Raw genomic sequence first — 18,720 nt, 5'->3', positions numbered from 1 at the left:
CGTCGTCGTCGTAATACTGCACCTCGATCGGCTTCAGACCGGCCGCGACATTCTGCCGGTCCCACTCCAGCAGGATCTTCTCCTGGTTGGTGCCGGCATCGGTGATGACCTTCAGGCCGGCAATATCCTTCGGATCCTTGATCGAGGTGATCGGGTTGTCGGCCCTGACGTAGAAGCCGAGCTCATCTTTGCGGTAGGTGGAGAAATCGAACTTTTCCTTGCGCTCTTCCGTCACCGTGACGTTGGAGATCACTGCATCGAACTTGCCCGAGGTGAGCCCCAGCGGCCAATCGGCCCAGGCGACGGAAACGAGGTTGAGCTTCAGGCCCAGGCTGTCGGCGATCGCCTGCGCCAGATCGACGTCGTAGCCGATGACCGTCTTGGAGTCGGAGGCATAATCGTGCAGCGGCAGATTACCGCTCGAGCTGATGCCGACGGTGAAGACGCCGTTTTCGACGAACTTGAAGTCCTTGATCTCGGCGATGCGCTTCTCGTTCTTTTCCACCCGCAGCCGGTTCGGCTGTTCGGGGCTGAGATCGAACTTCTGCTGCGCATCAGCGGAACCGAAACCGATCGCGCCAATGGCGACGGCTCCTGCTATCAGAAGCCTTACCCTATCTGTAAATGCCATGCCCCTTCTCCATTTCGTCTTAAGGTTGTGGTTGTTGTCATTCGGCCGGAGCAGCCCGTCGCGGCCCGGCATTTCACCAGCGCTGTCTGCGCTAGAGAACCTTGGCGAGGAATTCGCGCGTTCGAGGATGCTCCGGTTGCGTGAAAATCCGGGCCGGCGGACCGGCCTCCAGAATGCGTCCGCTTTCCATGAAGACGACGGTGTCGGCGACTTCGCGGGCAAAACCGATTTCATGGGTGACGATGACGAGGGTCGTGCCAGTGCGGGCGAGCTCCTTGATGACGTCGAGCACCTCGCCGACGAGTTCCGGATCGAGTGCGGAAGTCGGCTCGTCGAAGAGCAGCACCTTGGGGCGGAGCGCCAGCGCGCGGGCGATTGCGACGCGCTGCTGCTGGCCGCCGGAAAGCTGGCGCGGATAGGCATTGATCTTGTCGCTGAGACCGACGCGTGCCAGCAGTTCCTGCGCCAACTGCACGGCCTCCTCGCGGCCGAGACCACGGACCTCGATCGGCGCCTCGATGAGGTTTTCGAGCACGGTCAGATGCGGGAAGAGATTGAAGCTCTGGAAGACCATGCCGATATCGGCGCGGCGTTTGAGGATATCCTTCTCCTTGAGCTCATAGAGCGTGTCGCCATTCCTGCTATAGCCGACGAAATCGCCATCAATGGAGATGAAGCCGTCGTCGACGCGCTCCAGATGATTGATCGACCGCAGCAGCGTCGACTTACCCGAGCCGGAGGGGCCGAGAATGGCGGTCACGCTGCCGGCTGGCAGGTTGAGCTCGACATCGTCGAGCACCTTCAGCGAACCGAAGCTTTTCGAGATGCCGTGGATGCGCACCGCACCGCCTGCCCGGAGAGCTCCCGCATCATGGAAACCAAGATTGCGCCCTTTATCGGCCGCTCTATCCAGAACCGGCAGCGGACGGCGGAAGCGTTCGAAAAAGGCCTGGAAAGGCAGCGGTGCCGGATTGCGCACGGCGCCCCTGGAGAAGTAGCGCTCGATATAGTGCTGGGCGACCGACAGCACGGTCATGATGATCAGATACCAGACGGTCGCGACCATCAGCAGCGGAATGACCTCGAGATTGCGGCGGTAGATCACCTGGACGGTGTAGAAGAGCTCCGGCAGCGCCAGCACATAGACGACGGACGTGCTTTTCGCCAATCCGATGAGCTCGTTGAAACCGGTCGGCAGGATGGAGCGCATGGCCTGCGGCAGCACGATGCGAAACGCCTGGCGGCGGCGCGGCAGACCGAGTGCGGCGGCGGCCTCCAACTGCCCATGATCCACCGACAGAATGCCGCCGCGGACGATCTCGGCGAAGAAGGCCGATTGGTTGAGCGTGAGGCCGAGATAGGCAGCGGCGAAGGGCGTCAGCAACTGCACGGTGGGATAATCGAACAAGACCGTGTCGGTGAACGGGACGCCGATCCTGATCGTTTCATAGAGATAGCCGAGATTGTTCAATATCAGGAGCAGCACGATCATCGGGATCGAGCGCAGCAGCCAGATATAGCCCCAGGAAAGGCCCGATAGCAGCGGCGACTTGGAGACGCGGGCGAGCGCCAGGGCTGTTCCGAGGATGGAACCCGATATGGCGGCAAGCGCGGTCAGCAGCAGTGTCCGGCCGAGGCCGACGAGCACCGGCTCGGCGAAGAACCATTCGGCAAAGACGTTCCAACCCCAGCGCGGATTGGTGAAGGTGGAATAGAGCACGGCGACGATGACGACGGCCGCGAATATCGTGCCTGCCAGCCGCTCGGGATGGCGCGCCGGCACGATGCGGTAACGGGAATAGTCCTGCCTCGGTTCTGCCGTCCTGCTGCCGGGCTCGATGCCCGCGAAATCCGTCGTCAGTGCCATTCTTGCTTCCCTTTTATGATTATCGTCGTGTCGCTTTCAGAGATTTGCGCCGGCCACGCGCAGGCGCGGTTCGGCCGCCTCGGTTCCGAAGACCGGCGGAACGAGATGGGTGATGTCCTTCTCGAAGGGCAGGCTCTTGTAGATCTCGGGATCGGCTGACGTGTCGAAGAGAGCGCTGTAGCCGTAGTTCAGATAGAGACCGACGGCCTCGGGCTGGCGGAAACCGGTTGTCAGATAGATCCTCGTATAACCTTGACGGGCCGCCTGAGCTTCCAGCTCCACCAGCAGCTTGCGGGCAAGGCCCTGGCGGCGCAGATCCACGCGTGTCCAGATGCGTTTGAACTCGGCCGTGCGATCGTCGTAATGCTTGAAGGCACCGCCGCCGATGGTTTCGCCATTGCGGATCAGCAGGAGGAAATTGCCGTGAGGCGGCGCGAAAGCTTCGGGCGGATAGCGGTTCAATTCGGCCGCCGCGCCTTCGGCATTGAAATAGGTGCCGTAGCGGCTGTCATATTCGTGGATCAGTTCATCGATCAACGGCTTGGCGCGGGGATCGAGAGGGGTCGTATAGAGAAACGTGTCGCTCATATCGTTCGTCACCCATTGTCTTCAGTGAGGAATGTTTCCGCGAGCCGGACCCAGTAGCGGGCGGCCGGCGCGATGATCGCATCGTTGAAATCGTAATGGGCGCTGTGGAGAGGCGCGCTGTCGCCGTTGCCCACGAAGAGGTAGCTGCCGGGATTGGCCTGCAGCATGAAGGCGAAATCCTCGCTTGCGGTTCTCGGACGGAAATCCTTCTCGATCGCGGCGAGACCAAGCGCGTCATAGGCGACGTCACGGGCAAACGCCGTTTCCTTGGCGTGGTTGACCAGCGCCGGAAAACCGAGCCGGTAGTTCACGTCCGCCTCGGCGCCGAAGCTTTCGGCCTGGGCGCGGGCGAGCGCTGGAATGCGCTCCTGCAGCAGCCGGCGAACTTCTTCGCTGAAGGCCCGCATGGTGAGTTTCATCTCCACGCTCTCGGGTATGACATTCGAGGCGGAGCCGGCATGGATCGAGCCGACGGTGGCGACCGCCATATCCTGCGGATCGACATTGCGGGAGACGACGCTCTGCAATGCGGTGATGAAGGAAGCCGAAGCCAGCACCGGATCGACGGCGCGGTGCGGCTCAGCGCCGTGGCCGCCCTTGCCGATGATCCTGATGACCGCCTGGTCGACCGAAGCCATGGCCGGACCGGTGACGAAGCCGAACTGGCCCGCCGGCACCCCCGGCCAGTTATGCAGTCCGAAGACCGCATCGACTGGGAAACGTTCGAACAGTCCTTCCGAGATCATCTTGCGCGCGCCGGCGCCGATTTCCTCAGCGGGCTGGAAGATCAGCCTGAGCGTGCCGCTGAAATTGCCGCTTTCGGCGAGATAGCGGGCGGCGGCAAGTAGGATCGCGGTATGCCCGTCATGGCCGCAGGCATGCATGACGCCGGGATTGCTGCTGGCATAGGCAAGGTCGGTCGCCTCCTCGATCGGCAGCGCGTCCATGTCCGCCCGGATACCGATCCTCTTCCCGCCCTCGCCGCGTCTGAGGGTGGCGACGATGCCGGTGCCGGCAATGCCCGTCGCCACCTCATAGCCCCAGGAGGAAAGGCGGGACGCCACCAGCTTGCTGGTCCTGAGCTCCTGAAAGGCCAGCTCGGGATATTGGTGCAGGTCGCGGCGAAGCGCGATGATTTCATCGAGATAGGCGGCGATGCCCTTCTCGATCGGATCGTTGCTGCGCGTGTTCAGAGCGATGGTGTCCATAGCGGTTCGCTCGGCGCCTCAGGCGCCGACAGCCCTTCCCTGCTCAACCTGATCGGCGCCGGCCGCATACCGGCTTTCCCGGAAGGGCAGGCCCAGATGATCGCGCAGCGTCTCGCCCCTCAGGACCGGATCGAAATAGCCGCGCGCGGTCAGGATCGGCAGGACGTGCTCGGCGAAGTCGTCGAAGCCTTCGGCGATGACGGGGAAGCCGAGAATGAAGCCGTCGGCGGCGCCATGATCCACCCAGCGGATGATCTCGTCGGCGATATGCTCTGCCGTGCCGATGAAGGCAGTGCGCGGCGTCGCGGAATCGAGTGCGACCTGGCGCAGCGTCAGCCCCTTCTCACGCGCCGTCCTCTTGATGCGGTCGGTGGTGGCGCGGAAATTGTTCCTGCCGATATCGCCAATGTCGGGGAAAGCCTCATCGAGCGGGTAGACGCTGAAATCATGGTGATCGAAGAAGCGGCCGAGATAGAGGAGCGCCTCCTCGATCGTGACGAGATTGCGGATCGCCTGATACTTGGCTTCCGCCTCCTCCGACGTCTTTCCGACGATCGGGCCGATGCCGGGATAGATGCCGACCTCCGCCGCGGCGCGTCCCTGAGCGATGACACTGTCCTTGAGCTGCCGATAGAAGCCTTGAGCCTCTTCGAACGGTCCGCCATTGGTGAAGACGGCATCGGCATGCTTGCCGGCAAGCCTGATGCCGGAATCGGAAGCCCCCGCCTGGAAGACGACGGGCTGACCTTGCTTCGATCGGCCGATGTTGAGCGGTCCTTCGATGCGGAAGAACCGGCCCTTATGGTTGAGACGATGCATCTTCGCCTTGTCGACAAAGACGCCGGTCTCGCGATTGCGCACGAAAGCGTCGTCGTCCCAGGAATCCCAGAGACCCTTGATCGCGTCGATATAATCCTCGGCGATCTCGTAGCGCAGCTCGTGCTCAGGATGTTCACGGCTGTAATTTCGCCCCGAACCCTCGAGCGGCGAGGTCACTGCATTCCACCCTGCCCTGCCGCCGCTGATGAGATCGATCGTGGCAAACTGGCGGGCAACGGTGAAGGGGTCGCTATAGGAAGTCGAGACCGTGCCGACGAGGCCGATCTTCGAGGTGGAAGCCGCCAGCGCCGAGAGAATGGCGATCGGCTCGAACCGGTTGAGGAAATGCGGGATCGACTGCTCGTTGATATAAAGCCCGTCGGCGACGAAGGCGAAAGCGATGCCCGCCTCCTCCGCTTTGCGTGCCGTATTGACGAAGAAGTCGAAATTGACGCTGGCATCGGCTGGGCCGCTCGGATGTTTCCAGGCATTCATATGGCCGCCAGGACCTTGCAGCATGATGCCGAATGTGACGTGTTTCTGAGCCATGGGATCGATCCTCCTTGGAAAGGTCAGGCGACGAGGGAAAGGCGCTCGGCGGCGAGCAGCTCGATGGAGGCAAGGCGGTCGGCGGTTGAAAGCGCCGGCGTGTCCAGCACGAATTCCTTGACGCCGTGGCGGCGGTGGAGCTCGTCCAGTTCCTTGCGGATCTGCTTTGCCGTGCCGTGCAGCACGCTCGGCACCCTCTCCTCGATGCGGTAATCGCTGACGCCGGCCTGCCGGGCGAATTCGGCTGCTTGCTCTTCGCTGCCGACATTGACGGTCTGACCGTTCGGCAGGAACACTTTAACGATCCGAAGCTTACCGACACGCTCGCGGGCATATTCCTCGCTTTCGGCAGCGAAGGCCGCGAGTGCCAGGATGGGACGCTTGCCGCCCGAGGCCCGTTCATAGGCTTCGAAGGTCTTGCTCAGATTTTCGGGATCGCCATTCAGATGGCCGGCGAACACGAGCTCCCACCCCTTCTCGGCCGCGAGTTCGGCGCTCTCCACGCTGGCGCCGAGCAAGAAACGCTCCGGAGCCGTCGGCGGGAAAGGGATCGCCTGGGCACCGTCGTAACTGGGATCGGCCGCGAGATAGGTGTTGAGATCGGAAAGCTGGCTCGCAAAATCCGGCTTCCTCACCGGATCGACGGCAAGCTGCAAGGCGCGCGTCGACAGCGGAAAGCCGCCCGGCGCCTTGCCGACACCGAGGTCGACGCGGCCAGGCGCAAGCGATGCCAGGAGATTGAAGGTCTCGGCAACCTTGTAGGCGCTGTAGTGCTGCAGCATCACGCCGCCGGAGCCGACCCGGATCCTCGAAGTCTTGGCGAGAAGATAGGCGATCAGCGCCTCCGGCGCGGAACTCGCCAGGTTGGACATGTTGTGATGTTCGGCGACCCAGAAACGGTGATAACCGAGCTCCTCGGCCCGGGCGGCAATCTTTACCGTCGCCCGCAACGCGTCGGCGGCGGAGAGACCCTGTTCGATCGGGCTTTTGTCGAGAAGGCTGAGGAGGTATGTCATGGCGCCACGATCCGCTCAGTGGTTGTAATATTTAATCTATAAAATCAGTAGACAAACATCATTATAAGAAATGACATTCTCTTTCGCGGACATTGAGAGGAAAAAAGCAGCCGCAGCTGCGACGGAAATTCAGATGCCGGGAATGCGGGCGCGCATGCGCATGGATCTTTCAATCGACCATTTAATGATCTATATTCTGGTCAAAATGGAGAGTAGCCGCATGAAGCTGTCAGAACAGGTCAAGCCGATCAGCTATCTCAAGGCGCATGCGCCCGAGATCATCCGGACGCTGAAGGACAATCCGCAACCCGTCGTCATTACCCTTCACGGCGAGGCCAAGGCGATCCTTCAGGATGTCGGCCAATATGAAGAAACGCAGGAAACCCTGGCACTGCTGAAGGTGCTGGCGCTCACCAATCGACAGGTCGAGGAAGGCAAGCTGCGTCCTGTATCGGAATCCTTCGCGCGCATCCGCAAACGTCTGGCCGACGACCAGTCCTGATGCGTTATCGTGTTCTTCTTGCCGAGGACGCGGAACGCGACGTCGAGGATCTCTATCGTTTCATTGCCGCCCGCGACGGCGCCGAGATGGCAGAGCGCATCCTGACGGAAATCGAAAGCGCCTGCGCCGATCTCGAAAAATTCCCGGCCCGCGGAAATATTCCAAAGGAACTGGCCAGCATCGGTATCTCCGAATACCGCGAACTGCACCATAAGCCCTGGCGCATGATCTACCGTATCATCGGCACCGACGTCATCGTCTACTGCGTGGCCGACGGCCGTCGCGACATGCAGGCCTTCCTGGAACGAAGGCTGATCCGCTAACATTCGGCATTCCCATCTCCTTCGGCATCGTCGCCGGCGCTCATCCGAGCATGGATGACCCGGACGAGCGCCGAAAACTTATCCCGCCTTTCGGCCGGCCGGCGCATTTGCCCGCAAGAGCGCCATCAACATCGGGCCGATCGCGAATTCTCCCTTTTCGCTTCGCCGCGTCAGGTCGCGAAGATAGCCGCCGGCGGAATTGATGTGGCCCCCGCGCTCCAGGATGCACGCCATCACGGTCGCGGCATTTTCCGCGCCCATCACACTTGCCGCCTCCTCATAGGCGGACGGGCTGACGCCCAGCATCGATCGAACTGTGACGGCCGCCGTCATCAGGTCGCGCCAGTTTCGGATCACGCCATCCGGCCCGTAGGCGAGGATCTCGGGGCAGGCCTGCAGAACCAGACCAAGCGGGAAGGATTTCAATCCGCCGGCATCATCACGGCCGCCCGACCGTCCCCTTTGCCGCTCCTCCTGTCTGGGCTGATCAGCTGCCTCCTGCCTTTTCTCGTCTATCGTCACGCCCCCTCGCCCGTTCTCTTGCTCCGGCCTCGCGCCCTGCTTCGATTCGAAGCTTGGTTCAAGTTCAGAGATGGAGTCGGGGTTTGAATTCTGTATGTGACGCTCGTTATAATAGGCATTGCCGCGTTCTTTTGTTGTTTTAACGCGAACTTCCAACCGGTTAAGGATATCCGCCCTCAGCGCCGTCAATTCATCCAGCAGCTGCTCGAGTTGTGCAGTCGTTGGCGACCGCGGCAAACCCTCGACCAGGTCGCGGAACAGCTGGTAGACGGCCTGCCAGTCGTCTTGAACGTCTTCCTCGACCGCCGCTTCGATTAGCTTTGCGATGTCGCGGCGGCAAAGCGTGACGCGTTCGCGCAAACGCTGAACGTGCAGCCGCTCAGCCATCACCGCGGCCGCCAGTTGCTCAATCTCCTCGGCGCGGGCAAGCAGCGGCGCCAGCGAGAAGCCGAAGGCCTCGTCGATCTCCCCTGCCCTGTCCCTGCGGACGTAACGCTTGCCATTGGGACTGTCCTTGCGCACCAGAAGACCCGCATCGACGAGCGCTGCGAGGTGCCGGCGAACGGTTTGTTCGGCCATGCCATGGGTCCTCAGCGAGAGCTGGACATTCGACGGGAAGACGATCAAGCCATTGTCCTGCGCCAGCTCGTTCTTCGGATAAAAGCTGAGGAGCGCATTGAGCACGGCAAGCGCGCGATCGGTGATGCCGAGCAACGGTTTTGCTTCGCACAGCGTACGAAACAATTTCCACTTGTCGACGGATTGATCGGGCTTGATCTCGCCTGCGGCAACCTGGCTTGCGAGCATGCCAAGCGTCATCGACCGCCGCCCGAACGGCGTCGTTATACTTCCGGTTTCCATCTCTTCCACCTCATCAAGGCAAAAGAAATCCGCTCACCAAAACGGCGCCAAAAACTCTTGACAGCGATTCTCGGAAGTGCGATTCTCGGAGGTGTTCAAGACTACGAGGAAAGCTTCCGTGACGGTGACGTTCGGGGGCTTTTTTCTTTTGCGGGTTATCTCCTGTTCGAATTGTCAGCTGACAATTCGTCTAACTGCCTCATTTCCTATCATTTTCCTCTTCGAACTCAACGGCGAGACCTGCCAGCCGCTGAGCCAGGAATTCCGAAAACGCCGCCGATTTGGCGGTGATGCGAAAGGTTTTGCCGGCGCGAGACACCGAAGCAAGCGGCGCACCCGCTGACGTGCGAAGGGTCTGCTCGTCGCGCTGCGGCGGGCTCTTCTCCTCCAGCGCTTTCCAGACGACATCGAAACGGCCGTTGGTTTCCAGCGCCTCGAAACCGGCGGCGCGGATCGCCGCCTGCGCTTTCTTCGGCCCGCCTGTTTCTCTGAATTTTTCGGCGAAGGCCAGCCAGCGTGGGCGGCCGACCTTGGGGGCCGGTCCGATGGCCAGAATAATCTCCGGATCGATCGTCTGCGCGACCTGCAGCAGCCTCGAGGTTTCCGGCTTATCCGTCGCCAATGCCCTGGCAATCATGTCACGGTTGAAGCCATGTTCATCCATGCGGCGCGCAAACAACGCCCGTTCGATGAAGCTCAAGTCGACGCGAGGGCCGTTCTCCTGACCCTGAGCAAGGATCAATTCCTCATCCGTCAGCTTGCGCACCACGGCCTTAACCGGAACGCCGAGTTCTGCGGCCGCGCGCAGGCGCCGATGGCCATAGGCCGCCTGATAATGGCCGGCCTTTACAGGGTCCGGCCGGACCAGGATCGGAACCTGCTGTCCGCTGTCCTTAATCGATTGCTTCAACCGCTCGAATTCAGGATCCTGATCGACGGGGATACGGTCACGGATGAAGGACATTTCGACCGCAGCCGGATCGATCTCCAGCACCTTGTCTCCGGAGGCGAGGGATTCGCGCAATGCCTTGGCGGCCGCTGCTTCCTCTCCCAGCCGCCCGAGCGACAGGTTCATCGCCTTGACCGCGCCGGACGGCCGATGCGGCGGCGGCGCGCTCGGCGCATCCGGTCGCGCCGGCTCGACCGAACCAACCATGCTCTTCAGGATGTCGCGACCTTTCGGGCTCATGTCCTGCTCCATGCATTGCGAATGAGTTGCTCGACCTCGGCATTGACGCTGTCGACGGATTCCACCCCGCGGTCATAAGTCTGGCGATGCATCGTCTCACGCCCCGCCTCGTAGATCGTCTGCTTGGACAGGCCCGCATCCGAGACCGCCGTCGATTTGACCATCATGGACGTCAGCACGCGCTCGCCGAACAGGCTGCGCAGGAAGGCAACGATCTGCGCCTGCGGACCGTCATTGGACTCGTAACGAGTGATCAGATAGCGCATCCAGTCATATTCAAGATTGCCGCCGGCCTGCTTGACGACCGCCAGAAGGTCGGAGGTCATCGTCAGGAACTGGTTCATCGATGCCACGTCGAGCATCTGGGGATGAACGGTAATAAGAACGGCTGTGGCGGCGCAGAGAGCAGACAGCGTCAAGAAGCCGAGGGTAGGGGGGCAATCGATGATGACGACGTCGTAGCTCTGCTCGAGCGAATGCAGCGCATTGCCGACCCGCATGAAGAACATGTCTTTGTCGTCGCGGTTGGTGTCGGCCAGCGCCTTTGGGGTATCGTGTTCGAACTCGTGCAGTTCGAGATTGCCGGGGATGAGATCGAGACCGGGGAAATAGGTCTGGCGGACGATGTCGCCCACGTCGCGGCGCGTCTCGTCATATTTGATGGCGCCATAGAGCGTCTCGTTTTCGCCGACGTCGAATTCCGGCTGATATCCGAGCATCGCCGACATCGATGCCTGCGGGTCGAGATCGACAGCGAGCACGCGGTAGCCGCGAAGCGCCAGGAACTGCGCCAGATGGATGGACGTCGTCGTCTTGCCGGAGCCGCCTTTGAAATTGGTGACGGCGATGACCTGGAGATGGTCACCCGGCCGGCGCATCGGCAGATAGGAAGGTTTGGTGCGCCCGAGATGCTGGCGCATCGCATGGATTTCCTCGAGCGAGAACACCCGGCGCCCGGCCGGCGTCTTCTCGGGGTTGATGGTTTCCACCTGGGCAGCGAGGTGGCGAACATAGCTGTCGGTCACGCCGAGTAGCTTCGCCGCCTCAGTGCTGCTGAACCGCCGCAGCGATTTGCGCGCATCAGGCGAGAACAGCCGCTCGAACAGCACCTGCAACTGGCTGCTGAGCATTGTCGAGTCCTGCGCAATCGTCTCGTCGATCGAGACCTGACTCGCCCTCTTGGCTTTCTCAACAATCGCGGCCTTGTTCGGCATTCACGCAAATCCTGATAAATCGGGTAATTTTGCGCAAATGATCGTGAGTCTGGCGATTCCGTCAAGCGATTTCTTGGTTAGCAAACAGATAACGGGACGGATTCGATGGGAAAATAGCGTGGAATTCCGGAATCTTAGCGAGGTTGTCAGCTGACAACGACAGCTCTAGCCGCACCGTCCAGGTCATCCTTAATCTATGGAAGCGTGATTTCGATATGTTGATGACATCGGCGACTCAGCTTGCCGCCGCTCATAACGGCCCGGGCAGGCGACCTTATCTCACTTATAAGCAGACGGGCGGTACAGGCTTTCGCCCTCCAATCCACGGACGGGCTCGCTGCCGGAGGACTTGTCGCTCGCATCGTGCGTTTCAGGATCACGGCGTGACGGGGCAAGGCCGAGCATCTGCTCGAGACGGCCGGCATTGAGAGGAGCGCTTATTCCCTTGAAGTTCATGATCCATCTTTCGTCTGCGCATGACCTGCGTAATGACGCAGAGATAAGCGCAATTTGAAGCTGGCGAGAACTGTCCCTCGACGTTATCACCATCTTTTCCCACGCAAGCAGCAAGGGGAGGGGTGCACCATCGATTGAGCGGAGCAGGGGGAGGGACATCACTTCGGCAAGATTGCAGACGCTCATCCTATGCGAATCAAGTGCTTGCGGATATGATCGGATGCATAGAGAGACGGGCATTCGTCGCTTTTCAGCCCGAGCGATCGGGCAGGCCTCGCAAAGATCTCCTCGCGTCTAGCGGAACTTATTAAGGCCTTCGCTTCCGTCTGCCGAATTCCTCTTTGTTTACCGACTATTTACCATACGCCTGTGCGAGCTCAGATCCTGTCGTCGGGCAACGGATTGCGAGCACTGAGGCAGAAGTCGGCATGCACGACGGGGGTAGAGGTCGCTATCGCGCCTTCATTCCCTCGCGATTGGTGAAATGGGCGTTGCCCAAACCCGTGCCGATGGTCAGCACCGCCCATCTCGAAACGTCCTTCATGAGAGGGATCTGCGACAGCCCCTGCACCACGGCATCGTTGTGCATCATCACAAAGGTGCTGTGATCGCCGATTTCGGGAATGGCCTTCATCAGCGCCAGAGGAAGGTTGAAGCTATCGCTTTCCCAATTCCCGCCGGGCAGGTTCTGTCCGCCGCGTTCGATCGAACCGTCGGCTTTGATGATGCCGGGGCAGGCGATCCCGATGATGGGAGCAGGTTTCAGATTGGCCTTTTCGGCTTTCTCGATCAGGTTCCGCAACATGGTCGCCAGCTTCTCTATCGTGGCGCTGCGGCTCGGCTCATCGTCGGCGTGGCGCCAGATCGCCGAGTCCCAGACGCGCGCATCGGCAAAATCCGGCGATTTTTCCTTTCCGAACTCGACGACTCCAGCGCGGACGTTCGTGCCGCCGATATCGACGGCGAGAATCGCCTCATAACCTTTGAACATCCAGGGCGGCATCAGGTGAACGGAGCCGATCAGTCCCGCCTCGTCGGGATGATGGGCGATCGGCACGACTTCGATATTGATGCCGTCCGCTTTGAGAAGAACCATGGTCCTGGCGATTGCGAGCTCTCCGAAGCGGCTTTGCCGGAAGCCGCCACCCACCACGATCCGCTCCGTCTTCGACCAGCGCTCGTCCTTGAGAAACTTTGCGATCACTTTCGCAAAGTCCTGCGAGAAGTCCTCCACCGCGCCCATGACCAGCGCGGCGGCTTCCATATCATCGCCCTTCAGCAGGGCCTCGATCTTTTTCTTGGAAAGCTTCTCCGTCGCAACCTTACCGATCGGGTCGTCTCCGAACTTGCGGACGCGTTTTCGCCAATCGTCCAGCTTCTGCTGGAAGGTCTTCTTATTGGCGTTGTCGCCGACGAAACCGTTCTTGTCACGCAGTTCATTGTTGTAGTCGTCGATGGTCACCAGCGGCAGCACCGATGCGCCGTGCGCCAAAGGCGCGTTGATTTCGTCATGATGCTTGGAACTGCCTTTGGCCATCAAACTACCTTTTGCTGCGCGAGTGCATGAGCGGGCGGCCTGACAAAACGCGGAGTTGCTCCGGATGTTCCGGGGACCGGCTCGTCATCTTGCCCTCGTCGGACAGCGACCTAGCTTCAATGATGCAGAATTGGAGAATGCCGTGCAGGAAGACGCCGCTACGCAGGAAATGCTTTCCCTTGTCTTGGAGGAGCCGGATCGTTGGGCGATGTTTCTCGACATCGACGGAACGCTGCTCAATCTCGCGCCCACACCGGATGCGATCGAGGTTCCCGAGGCTCTTCCCGGGCAGCTTCATCGCTTGTCGAACAAGCTCGGCGGCGCCCTGGCGCTGGTCACCGGCCGATCGCTCGCCTTTGCCGACACTTTGTTCAAACCCTTCGCATTTCCGACGGCAGGTCTCCACGGGGCGGAGATCAGAAGCGCCACCGGGATGCATACCGTCGAGGCGACCACAGAGTTTCAGGCATTGAAGCATGCACTGACGGCAGAAGCCGAGCACTATCCCGGCGTATTGATCGAAGATAAGGGCGCTGCCGTTGCCGCCCATTACCGGCTTGCGCCGGAATATGAAAAGGTTCTCGAAGAACGCATGCATCATTATGCGGAGCTCGCCGGACCGAACTGGGCGCTGCAGCTCGGCAAGATGGTGTTCGAGCTGCGCCCGGCACGGTCGAGCAAAGGCGATGCGCTGGAACGGTTTTTCCAGTCCGAGCCCTTCAAGAACCGCTGCCCGATCACCATGGGCGACGACCTGACCGATGAGTCGATGTTTGCGATCGCCAATGCGCGCGGCGGCGTCTCCGTGCGTGTCGGCACCATCGGCGCCCCGAGCTGCGCCACTAACCGGCTGTCTTCCGCCGCGCTGGTGAGGAACGTCATTGCCGCTTTGGCTGCCTGAGGCGGCGGAACGCGCTCGTCTTTCCACCGGCTGCGCAGCTTCGATTGTCAAAAAAGTATCGGTTTCGGCAGGGAATCGTGGTGGCGGTCAGCAGATGAGCCCACTACACTCCCCTCAAGAATAAAGCCAAACAGAGAATTTGGCTGACGGGCTTAAAACCGTCCTCGGAGGAGGAAACAATGGAACCTGACTTGGAAGTCGTTCAGATCAGGCCGGGCGAATCTTTCGCAACGAAGGCGCATGGCTATCCCTATCATACGGTTCGCTGGCACTTTCACCCGGAATATGAACTTCATCTCGTCGTGGCGACAACGGGCCGCTATTTTGTCGGCGATTTCATCGGCGAGTTCGAGCCCGGCAATCTGGTGCTGGCCGGCCCCAACCTTCCTCACAACTGGATCAGCGATGTCCCGAAGGGATCGAGCATTCCGCTTCGCTGCCAGCTCATCCAGTTCAGCGAGAGTTTCATCAGCGGCACCATGAAGGTGCTGGCCGAGCTCGGATCCTTCGAGCCGGTTCTCGAGGCCTCCCGCCGCGGCGTGCTCTTCGGCACCGAGACCAGCCGGCAGATCGCCCCCTTGATGAACGAGGTGCAGCAGGCGCAGGGTGTACGGCGCATCGAGCTCTTCATGATGATGGTCGGCCTGCTCGCCCGAGCGCAGGATGCGCAGTTGCTCGCAAGCCCGAGTTATCTGCCCGATCCCTCGGGCTACATGTCGGCCGGCATCAACAAGGCGCTCGCCTATATCAGGGAGCACCTGACCAAATCCTTCGACGAAACCGATCTCGCAACGATCGCTGGACAATCGACCGGCGCCTTCTCGCGCGCCTTCCGCCGCCACACCGGCATGTCACTGGTGCAATATGTGAAGCGGCTTCGCATCAACCTCGCCTGCCAGATCCTGATGAGCGACGACCATGCATCGATCACCGATATCTGCTTCGAGGTCGGCTTCAACAACCTGTCCAACTTCAACCGGCAGTTTCTCGCGGAAAAAGGCATGACACCGTCCCGTTTCCGGCGATTGCTGGGAGACAATATCAACGTGGCGAAGGCGGCTTAATCGGCCGGACGATTTCGTTTCGAGGAGCACGAAGCACGGTCCGCCGAACGACCAGAGGAGGACGAGGGAGGAGGCAGCAAAACGACACTGACTTGAACGTGAGCACGCCACGAGCGGCTCGCGATGGGGAACGCTTGTCCTCAAGAACTGCAACCGCTGGGACAGGCGCGGCCGTTTCTTCACGAACGGCACAGCAGAGCATTGCAACCACGAAGCTATACGATTTTTTCCAATGGGAGGAGATGGAAATGATGAAGTTCTCGATGAAAACGGCAGGCGCTGCGGCCCTTGTCCTGTCCCTGCTCGGCGGCACGTCCGCCTTCGCGCAAAGCGCCGTTGCCGATGCGACGGTCGCGTTCCTCATGCCCGACCAGGGTTCGACCCGTTACGAAGAGCACGACCATCCGGGCTTCGTCGCGGAAATGAAGAAGCTCTGCGCGTCCTGCAAGGTCATCTATCAGAATGCCGATGCCGATATCGCCAAACAGCAGCAGCAGTTCAATTCGGCAATCACCCAGGGCGCCAAGGTGATCGTGCTCGATCCGGTGGACTCGGCGGCGGCTGCGTCTCTCGTCCAGCTCGCCCAGAGCCAGGGCGTCAAGGTCATCGCCTATGACCGGCCGATCCCGACCGGCAAGGCCGATTTCTACGTCTCCTTCGATAACAAGGCGATCGGCAAGGCGATCGCGGAATCGCTCATTGAGCATCTCAAGGCCAAGAACGTGCCGGCCGATGGCGGCGGCATCCTGCAGATCAACGGCTCGCCGACTGATGCGGCGGCAGGGCTGATCAAGGACGGCATCCACGAGGGTCTGGCCAGCGGCGGCTACAAGACACTTGCCGAATTCGACACGCCGAACTGGCAGCCGGCAAATGCCCAGCAATGGGCGGCCGGCCAGATCACCCGCTTCGGCAAGCAGATCGTCGGCGTGGTCGCCGCCAATGACGGCACCGGCGGCGGCGCCATCGCCGCCTTCAAGGCGGCAGGCGTCGATCCGGTTCCGCCGGTGACGGGCAATGACGCGACGATCGCAGCCTTGCAGCTCATCATATCGGGGGATCAGTACAACACGATCTCCAAGCCGAGCGAAATCGTCGCCGCTGCGGCTGCGAACGTGGCGGTGAAGCTCTTGGCGGGAGAAACGGTCAAGGCCGAAATGACCCTTTACGACACGCCTGCCCAGCTTTTCGTCCCGGCTGTCGTCACCGCCGAGAACCTCAAGGCGGAGATCATCGACAAGAAGATCAACACCGCCGAGGAACTGTGCACCGGCCGCTATGCCGAAGGCTGCAAGAAGCTCGGCATCATCAAGTAACCCGCAAGGAAAGCGCGGCCGGCCGCCGGTCGCGCTTTCAGTTTCGCTTTTTACGAAAGGCCAGACGATGTCTGAAACCTCTCATATCCTCGATCCCACGCGTCAGCCCGTTCTCAGCCTGCGCGGCATATCGAAGAACTTCGGGGCGGTGTCGGCGCTGACCGATATCGAACTCGACGTGCATGCCGGCGAAGTCGTGGCGCTGGTGGGCGACAATGGCGCCGGCAAATCGACGCTGGTCAAGATCCTGGCCGGCGTGCACCAGCCGAGCTCGGGCACCATCCTGTTCGAGGAAAAACAGGTCGATCTGTCGAGCCCGAGTGCCGCCCTCGACCTCGGCATCGCGACGGTCTTCCAGGATCTGGCACTCTGCGAAAATCTCGATGTCGTCGCCAACATCTTTCTCGGCAAGGAACTCAATCCCTTCCAGCTCGACGAGGTCGCCATGGAGATCCGCGCCTGGAAGCTATTGAGCGAGCTTTCGGCCCGCATCCCCAGCGTGCGCGAGCCGGTGGCCTCGCTTTCTGGGGGGCAGCGCCAGACCGTCGCGATCGCCCGGTCGCTGCTGCTCGAGCCGAAACTCATCATGCTCGATGAGCCGACTGCGGCACTCGGCGTCGCCCAGACCGCCGAGGTGCTCGATCTGATCGAACGCGTGCGCGAGCGCGGCCTCGGCGTCATCATGATCAGCCACAACATGGAGGATGTGCGTGCCGTCGCTGACCGCATCGTCGTCCTTCGGCTCGGGCGCAACAACGGCACCTTCATGCCCGATGCGTCCAACGAGGCGCTGGTCAGCGCGATCACCGGCGCATCCAACAATTCCGTCTCCCGCCGCGCGATGCGCCGCCAGGCGCAAAGCCGAGAGAACGAGGAGGGCAGGCCATGATGAAGACCATCCAGAACGAACCGGCGGCCCCTTCGCTTCTCGACCGGCGCGATGAAAGAGTGCGCCATGACGACAGCCTCAGCGGATGGGTTCGCGGCTTTATCGACCGCATCCGCTCCGGCGACCTCGGCTCGCTGCCCGTTATCGTCGGCCTGGTGATCATCTGGACGGTATTCCAGGCGCTCAATCCGGTGTTCCTCTCCAGCGCCAACCTCGTCAACATGCTGTTCGATTGCTCGACGGTCGGCGTCATCTCGCTCGGCATCGTCTGCATCCTGATGGTGGGCGAGATCGACCTGTCGGTCGGCTCCGTCAGTGGCTTCGCCTCGGCGCTCACCGGCGTCTTCTGGATCAACCAGGGCTGGCCGGTTGTGCTCGCCATCCTCGCCGCCATGGCTGTCGGCGCCTTGATCGGCTCGCTCTACGCCTTCCTGTTCAACCGCTTCGGCATGCCGAGCTTCGTCTCCACCCTGTCGGGACTGCTCGCCGTTCTCGGCCTGCAACTCTACATTCTTGGATCGACCGGCTCGATCAATCTGACCTATGGTTCGTGGCTGGTGAATTTTGGTCAGATCATGGTCATGCCGGATCCGGTCGCCTATGCGCTCGTGGCGCTTGCCGGCATTGGCTTCTTTTTCTCCAGCTATCGGACAGCGACGCGGCGGCGGGTAGCCGGCCTTTCGTCGAAATCGGTCGGCGGACTTCTTCTGCGCGCCGTCATCATCACCGTTGCTCTGGAGGCGGTGGCCTTCTATCTCAACCAGTCGCGTGGCGTCCCCTGGATGTTCGGCCTCTTCGTCGGCCTCGTCATTGCCATGAATTATGCACTGACGCGCACGAAATGGGGGCGCTCCATGCATGCCGTCGGCGGCAACAGAGAGGCTGCCCGCCGCTCGGGCATCAATGTGTCGCGCATCTATGCGAGCGCCTTCGTCATGTGCGCCCTGCTTGCGGCAACCGGCGGCGTGCTCTCGGCGGCGCGGCTTGCCACGGCAAGCCAGCAAGCCGGCACCGGCGACGTCAATCTCAACGCCATCGCTGCGGCGGTGATCGGCGGCACGAGCCTGTTCGGCGGGCGCGGCAGTGCCTATTCGGCCCTTCTCGGCATCATCGTCATCCAGTCGATCGCCAGCGGACTGACGCTCCTCGATCTGTCGTCATCGCTTCGCTACATGATCACCGGCGCCGTTCTTGCCGTTGCCGTCATCGTCGACTCTCTGGCACGCCGCTCGCGCATTTCGCACGGCCGGGCCTAAACCAACCAGGAA

Annotated in this window: 18 protein-coding genes; 7 read left to right on the top strand and 11 right to left on the bottom strand. The window is 61.3% G+C overall.

Annotated features, from left to right (window positions below; all coding sequences use genetic code 11):
* From ATY76_RS06680 to ATY76_RS06655, 6 genes are all read right to left on the bottom strand, one after another.
* On the bottom strand, nt 1-631 hold a 631-nt coding region (locus ATY76_RS06680; protein ID WP_088673991.1), incomplete at its 3' end, for a transporter substrate-binding domain-containing protein.
* A gap of 91 nt (nt 632-722) precedes the next feature.
* On the bottom strand, nt 723-2,498 hold the full coding sequence (locus ATY76_RS34435; protein WP_088673990.1) for an amino acid ABC transporter permease/ATP-binding protein: 1,776 nt from the start codon (nt 2,496-2,498) through the stop codon (nt 723-725).
* 36 nt (nt 2,499-2,534) lie between these two features.
* The gene (locus ATY76_RS06670) at nt 2,535-3,098 is read right to left on the bottom strand and encodes a GNAT family N-acetyltransferase (RefSeq protein ID WP_088673989.1); all 564 of its coding nucleotides are present in this window, start codon (nt 3,096-3,098) and stop codon (nt 2,535-2,537) included.
* Complete coding sequence (locus ATY76_RS06665) at nt 3,095-4,294, bottom strand: M20 aminoacylase family protein (protein WP_088673988.1); 1,200 nt, start codon at nt 4,292-4,294, stop codon at nt 3,095-3,097. Before ATY76_RS06665 ends, ATY76_RS06670 begins: the two co-directional genes overlap by 4 nt.
* Before the next feature lie 18 nt (nt 4,295-4,312).
* Nucleotides 4,313-5,662 (bottom strand): LLM class flavin-dependent oxidoreductase, encoded by a 1,350-nt coding sequence (locus tag ATY76_RS06660; protein ID WP_088673987.1) that lies wholly within the window; start codon nt 5,660-5,662, stop codon nt 4,313-4,315.
* A 23-nt stretch (nt 5,663-5,685) separates the two neighbouring features.
* Nucleotides 5,686-6,678: an LLM class flavin-dependent oxidoreductase gene (locus ATY76_RS06655; RefSeq protein WP_088673986.1), complete on the bottom strand. Its 993-nt coding sequence runs from the start codon at nt 6,676-6,678 to the stop codon at nt 5,686-5,688.
* A gap of 220 nt (nt 6,679-6,898) precedes the next feature.
* Between ATY76_RS06655 and ATY76_RS06650 the strand changes: the two genes are divergently transcribed.
* Nucleotides 6,899-7,180, top strand: coding sequence for a type II toxin-antitoxin system Phd/YefM family antitoxin (locus ATY76_RS06650; RefSeq protein WP_088674002.1), 282 nt, complete (start codon nt 6,899-6,901; stop codon nt 7,178-7,180).
* A complete protein-coding gene (locus ATY76_RS06645; RefSeq protein WP_088673985.1) occupies nt 7,180-7,503 on the top strand; it encodes a type II toxin-antitoxin system RelE/ParE family toxin in 324 nt (107 codons plus the stop codon). The genes ATY76_RS06650 and ATY76_RS06645 overlap by 1 nt, the downstream gene beginning before the upstream one ends.
* A gap of 78 nt (nt 7,504-7,581) precedes the next feature.
* Here the strand turns inward: ATY76_RS06645 and repC are convergent, their stop codons facing one another.
* The 5 genes from repC to ATY76_RS06620 form a co-directional block, all read right to left on the bottom strand.
* Nucleotides 7,582-8,886, bottom strand: a complete 1,305-nt coding sequence (gene repC / locus ATY76_RS06640; protein ID WP_088673984.1) for a plasmid replication protein RepC — start codon at nt 8,884-8,886, stop codon at nt 7,582-7,584.
* 199 nt (nt 8,887-9,085) lie between these two features.
* A complete protein-coding gene (repB, locus tag ATY76_RS06635) occupies nt 9,086-10,075 on the bottom strand; it encodes a plasmid partitioning protein RepB (protein WP_088673983.1) in 990 nt (329 codons plus the stop codon).
* Nucleotides 10,072-11,289, bottom strand: a complete 1,218-nt coding sequence (gene repA, locus ATY76_RS06630) for a plasmid partitioning protein RepA (RefSeq protein ID WP_088673982.1) — start codon at nt 11,287-11,289, stop codon at nt 10,072-10,074. The genes repB and repA overlap by 4 nt, the downstream gene beginning before the upstream one ends.
* A 279-nt stretch (nt 11,290-11,568) precedes the next feature.
* Entirely contained in the window at nt 11,569-11,745 is a 177-nt protein-coding gene (locus ATY76_RS33625) for a hypothetical protein (protein ID WP_190233607.1), read from the bottom strand.
* Between the two features lie 451 nt (nt 11,746-12,196).
* On the bottom strand, nt 12,197-13,282 hold the full coding sequence (locus tag ATY76_RS06620; RefSeq protein WP_088673981.1) for an ROK family protein: 1,086 nt from the start codon (nt 13,280-13,282) through the stop codon (nt 12,197-12,199).
* Nucleotides 13,283-13,451: 169 nt separating this feature from the next.
* Here ATY76_RS06620 and otsB point away from each other — a divergent pair, with 169 nt between their 5' ends.
* From otsB to ATY76_RS06595, 5 genes are all read left to right on the top strand, one after another.
* Nucleotides 13,452-14,183, top strand: coding sequence for a trehalose-phosphatase (gene otsB, locus ATY76_RS06615; RefSeq protein ID WP_190233609.1), 732 nt, complete (start codon nt 13,452-13,454; stop codon nt 14,181-14,183).
* A gap of 179 nt (nt 14,184-14,362) precedes the next feature.
* Nucleotides 14,363-15,247 carry an AraC family transcriptional regulator gene (locus ATY76_RS06610; protein WP_088673979.1) on the top strand — a complete coding sequence of 295 codons (885 nt, stop codon included), beginning with the start codon at nt 14,363-14,365 and terminating at the stop codon, nt 15,245-15,247.
* A gap of 242 nt (nt 15,248-15,489) precedes the next feature.
* Nucleotides 15,490-16,563: a sugar ABC transporter substrate-binding protein gene (locus ATY76_RS06605; RefSeq protein ID WP_190233606.1), complete on the top strand. Its 1,074-nt coding sequence runs from the start codon at nt 15,490-15,492 to the stop codon at nt 16,561-16,563.
* A gap of 67 nt (nt 16,564-16,630) precedes the next feature.
* Complete coding sequence (locus tag ATY76_RS06600; protein ID WP_088673978.1) at nt 16,631-17,452, top strand: ATP-binding cassette domain-containing protein; 822 nt, start codon at nt 16,631-16,633, stop codon at nt 17,450-17,452.
* Nucleotides 17,449-18,708 carry an ABC transporter permease gene (locus ATY76_RS06595; protein WP_088673977.1) on the top strand — a complete coding sequence of 420 codons (1,260 nt, stop codon included), beginning with the start codon at nt 17,449-17,451 and terminating at the stop codon, nt 18,706-18,708. The genes ATY76_RS06600 and ATY76_RS06595 overlap by 4 nt, the downstream gene beginning before the upstream one ends.
* Nucleotides 18,709-18,720 lie beyond the last annotated feature (12 nt).

Source organism: Rhizobium sp. R339, from assembly GCF_002211395.1.
Classification (GTDB): Bacteria; Pseudomonadota; Alphaproteobacteria; order Rhizobiales; family Rhizobiaceae; genus Rhizobium.
This window is presented reverse-complemented; position numbering and strand designations above follow the sequence as displayed.

Excerpts from the sequence above, each read along its gene's own strand:
- ATY76_RS34435 (WP_088673990.1), bottom strand. The coding sequence starts at position 2,498 with ATGGCACTGACGACGGATTTCGCGGGCATCGAGCCCGGCAGCAGGACG.
- ATY76_RS06660 (WP_088673987.1), bottom strand. The coding sequence starts at position 5,662 with ATGGCTCAGAAACACGTCACATTCGGCATCATGCTGCAAGGTCCTGGC.
- ATY76_RS06620 (WP_088673981.1), bottom strand. The coding sequence starts at position 13,282 with ATGGCCAAAGGCAGTTCCAAGCATCATGACGAAATCAACGCGCCTTTG.
- ATY76_RS06595 (WP_088673977.1), top strand. The coding sequence starts at position 17,449 with ATGATGAAGACCATCCAGAACGAACCGGCGGCCCCTTCGCTTCTCGAC.
- repA (WP_088673982.1), bottom strand. The coding sequence starts at position 11,289 with ATGCCGAACAAGGCCGCGATTGTTGAGAAAGCCAAGAGGGCGAGTCAG.
- ATY76_RS06665 (WP_088673988.1), bottom strand. The coding sequence starts at position 4,294 with ATGGACACCATCGCTCTGAACACGCGCAGCAACGATCCGATCGAGAAG.
- ATY76_RS06600 (WP_088673978.1), top strand. The coding sequence starts at position 16,631 with ATGTCTGAAACCTCTCATATCCTCGATCCCACGCGTCAGCCCGTTCTC.
- repB (WP_088673983.1), bottom strand. The coding sequence starts at position 10,075 with ATGAGCCCGAAAGGTCGCGACATCCTGAAGAGCATGGTTGGTTCGGTC.
- ATY76_RS06650 (WP_088674002.1), top strand. The coding sequence starts at position 6,899 with ATGAAGCTGTCAGAACAGGTCAAGCCGATCAGCTATCTCAAGGCGCAT.
- ATY76_RS33625 (WP_190233607.1), bottom strand. The coding sequence starts at position 11,745 with ATGAACTTCAAGGGAATAAGCGCTCCTCTCAATGCCGGCCGTCTCGAG.
- ATY76_RS06645 (WP_088673985.1), top strand. The coding sequence starts at position 7,180 with ATGCGTTATCGTGTTCTTCTTGCCGAGGACGCGGAACGCGACGTCGAG.
- repC (WP_088673984.1), bottom strand. The coding sequence starts at position 8,886 with ATGGAAACCGGAAGTATAACGACGCCGTTCGGGCGGCGGTCGATGACG.
- ATY76_RS06610 (WP_088673979.1), top strand. The coding sequence starts at position 14,363 with ATGGAACCTGACTTGGAAGTCGTTCAGATCAGGCCGGGCGAATCTTTC.
- otsB (WP_190233609.1), top strand. The coding sequence starts at position 13,452 with ATGCTTTCCCTTGTCTTGGAGGAGCCGGATCGTTGGGCGATGTTTCTC.
- ATY76_RS06605 (WP_190233606.1), top strand. The coding sequence starts at position 15,490 with ATGGAAATGATGAAGTTCTCGATGAAAACGGCAGGCGCTGCGGCCCTT.
- ATY76_RS06655 (WP_088673986.1), bottom strand. The coding sequence starts at position 6,678 with ATGACATACCTCCTCAGCCTTCTCGACAAAAGCCCGATCGAACAGGGT.